Source organism: Mesorhizobium sp. J18 (assembly GCF_007829525.1).
In the GTDB taxonomy this organism is placed as follows: Bacteria; Pseudomonadota; Alphaproteobacteria; order Rhizobiales; family Rhizobiaceae; genus VLJP01.
Map to the genome: position 1 here is coordinate 132,173 of NZ_VLJP01000078.1, position 3,207 is coordinate 135,379.

Here is a 3,207-nt window from a genome sequence, read left to right on the forward strand (position 1 = left end):
GGAGGAACTGCAGAAGCGCGTCGAGCAACTCGAGGCGGATATTGCCCGCGAAGAGCAGATGATCCGTGACAATGCCGAGGTATTGGAGCGGCTGGCAGCCGAGGAAGCGGAGCTGAAGGAAGCCGATGCCGGTGCCGCAGCGCGCGAGGCCGAAACGAGCGAAGCTTTCACGTCGGCCACTGCGCGGCTTTCCGCCAGCGAGGCATCGCTTGCCAGGCTCACCGCCGAGAAGGCTGAAACCTCGGCATCGCGCAACCAGGCCGAACGCGCCATCCGCGACGCGACCGAACGGCAGGACCGCCTGCATCGGCAACTGGAGAATGCCGATCGCGAATTGGAGGATATAGCCTCCCGCATAGCCGGCCTGCCCGATCCGGCGGAAAAGAAGGCGCTGGTGGAGGCGGCGACCGAGGCGCTGGCCGCGGCGGAGAAGGCGGCGGCAGAAGCCGAACAGGCTGTCAGTGAGGCCCGCGCCCGCGAGGCTGCCGCCCGCCCGCCGCTGCAGGAAGCGCGGGCGGAACTGGCACGCATCGAGACCGAGGCGCGCACGCTGGCGAAGATTCTCAACGCCGCCACCGGCGATCTCTTCCCGGCAGTGCTGGAGCAGGTGCGCGTCGAGCGCGGCTTCGAGACGGCGCTTGGCGCCGCCCTCGGAGAAGATCTCGACGTGCCGCTGGATCGCAGCGCCCCCGTGCATTGGAGCGAGATCGAACCTGCACCGGACGACCCGAAGCTGCCAGGCGGCGTGCGGCCGCTTTCGGACGTCGTGCGCGCGCCGCACCAGCTTGCCCGCCGTCTGTCGCAGATCGGCATAGTGGATGAAGGCGACGGCGCTCGCCTGCAGAAGGAGTTGAAGCCGGGGCAGCGGCTCGTCAGCCGCGAGGGCGCTCTCTGGCGCTGGGATGGTTACACGGCAAGCGCCGACGCCCCCACGGCGGCAGCCCAAAGGCTGGCGCAGAAGAACCGTCTGGCCGAACTGGAGAGCGAGGCGACTGAGGCGACGAGGCTGGTCCGTCAGGCGGAAGCTGCTCTCGGCGAAGCGGAGGGCGCCGTCAAGGCCGCCAGTGAGGAGGAGCGGCGCAGCCGTGAAGCCGTGCGCGAGGCGCAGCGGGCATTGAGCGAGGCACGCGACGCGCTGGCCCAGGCCGAAAAGGCATCCGGCGAACTGGCCAGCCGCCGCAGCGCGCTTGAGGAATCGCGGCAGCGGATTTCCGACGATCGCGAGGAGGCGATCCGGACGCTGCAAGAGGCCAAGGCCGCCTTTGCCGCATTGCCCGACCTTGGCGATCTGCAGGGCCGGCTCGACCGGCTGACGGCCGAGGTCTCTGGCGACCGTGCGACTCTTGCCGATGCGCGCGCCGCCCATGAAGGCCTGACGCGGGAAACCGAGGCGCGCAAGCGCCGCCTGGAAGCGATCGCAATAGAGCGCCGGAACTGGGTCTCGCGTGCCGAAAATGCCGACCGGCAGATCGCCGCGCTGACCGAAAGGCGCAACGACGCGGTTTCCGAATTCGAGAAGCTGGACGAAGCCCCGGACGAGATCGACGCTCGGGGGAGGGCGCTTCTGTCGCAGATTGCGCAGGCGGAAGGCCTGCGCAAGGAAGCCGCCGACCGCTTGCAGGTGGCCGAGACCCGGCAGGCCGAGCTCGACAAGGCGGCGACCGACGCGATCCAGACGCTGGCCCAGGCCCGCGAACAGCGCGCCCGTGCCGAGGAAAGGCTGACGGCGGCGGAGGAACGGCGCAAGGAGACGGAAGCGCGTATCCAGGAGGCGCTGGCCGTGCCGCCGCATCTCGTCATCCGCCATACCGGGCTCGAAGCCGATGATCCGATGCCGGATATGGGCGAGGTCGAGCGCCGGCTGGAAAAGCTGAAGATCGAGCGCGAACGGCTCGGTGCCGTCAATCTGCGCGCCGAGGAGGAGCAGCGTGAGCTTTCCGAAAGGCTGGAAACCATCGTCTCGGAACGCGAGGACGTCATCGAGGCGATCCGCAAGCTGCGCCAGGCGATCCAGAGCCTCAACAAGGAAGGCCGCGAGAGGCTGCTTGCCGCCTTCGACGTCGTCAATGCGCAGTTTCAGCGGCTGTTCACGCATCTGTTCGGCGGCGGCACCGCCGAGTTGCAGCTTGTCGAATCCGAGGACCCGCTGGAGGCAGGGCTGGAAATCCTCGCCCGCCCGCCCGGCAAGCGGCCGCAGACCATGACCCTGCTTTCGGGTGGCGAGCAGGCGCTGACCGCCATGGCGCTGATCTTCGCCGTATTCCTCACCAATCCGGCGCCGATCTGCGTGCTCGACGAGGTGGACGCGCCGCTTGATGACCACAATGTCGAGCGCTTCTGCAACCTGATGGACGAAATGGCGACCTCGACCGAAACGCGCTTCGTCATCATCACGCACAACCCGATCACTATGGCGCGCATGAACCGCCTCTTCGGCGTCACAATGGCCGAGCAGGGCGTCAGCCAGCTCGTCTCCGTTGACCTGCAGACCGCCGAGCAGATGCGCGAAGCGGGATAATCTGCTATTCCGGGGGCAGGGAGAAAATCATGGATGACCTGCCCGACGTAACCGCGCTTGCCGGCGAACTGTCATCTGCGCTGATGAACTTCCATCGCACCTTGATCATAGCCGAGGCCGGGGACGACCCGAAGCTGCAGAACCCGTATACGCTGCTTTTCGCCGTCATTGGCGATCCGCGCTTTTCCTGGACGAACGGGCTTTCGCAACTCATCGTCCGCCTTGACGAGATGCGCAAGGAGGGCGAGATCGCCGTTCCCGGCGATCTGCTGCCTTTCCGCGAGGAACTCGAACGCCTGTTGGGCGAGAGGCAAGGCGAGGATGCAGAATTCCGCCTGCACTATCTGATCGCAATGCAGAAGGCGCCCGATGTCGCGCTCGCCACCGGTCAATTGCGTCGTGTGCTGGCGATGCTGCCCAAAAGCGCCTGATGATGGGCGGCTGATCGGATACTCTAGAGCGTTTCAGCGCTTGACAGAATCGGGAGGGATTCCGGTTTGGTTGATTTTGTGATTCAAGATGCTTGCTGGGAAGGAGGCCGGCATCTTTTGACAGCACCTCTATCCAATGATCTTCGTGAGCGCGTGGTCGGTGCGATCGAGGCCGGCGAGAGCTGCCGGTCGGCTGCGAGCCGCTTTGGCGTTGCCGTTTCCTCGGCGGTGAAGTGGCACCAGCGCTACCGGGCGACC

At 66.4% G+C, this 3,207-nt stretch carries 3 protein-coding genes; all 3 read left to right on the forward strand.

Annotated elements, in window-relative coordinates:
- A partial coding sequence (locus L598_RS20405) for a chromosome segregation SMC family protein (RefSeq protein WP_144865708.1) occupies positions 1-2,518 on the forward strand: 2,518 nt, incomplete at its 5' end.
- A gap of 29 nt (positions 2,519-2,547) precedes the next feature.
- A complete protein-coding gene (locus L598_RS20410) occupies positions 2,548-2,949 on the forward strand; it encodes a hypothetical protein (protein ID WP_144865680.1) in 402 nt (133 codons plus the stop codon).
- A gap of 117 nt (positions 2,950-3,066) precedes the next feature.
- A partial coding sequence (locus L598_RS20415) for a helix-turn-helix domain-containing protein (protein WP_186445132.1) occupies positions 3,067-3,207 on the forward strand: 141 nt, incomplete at its 3' end.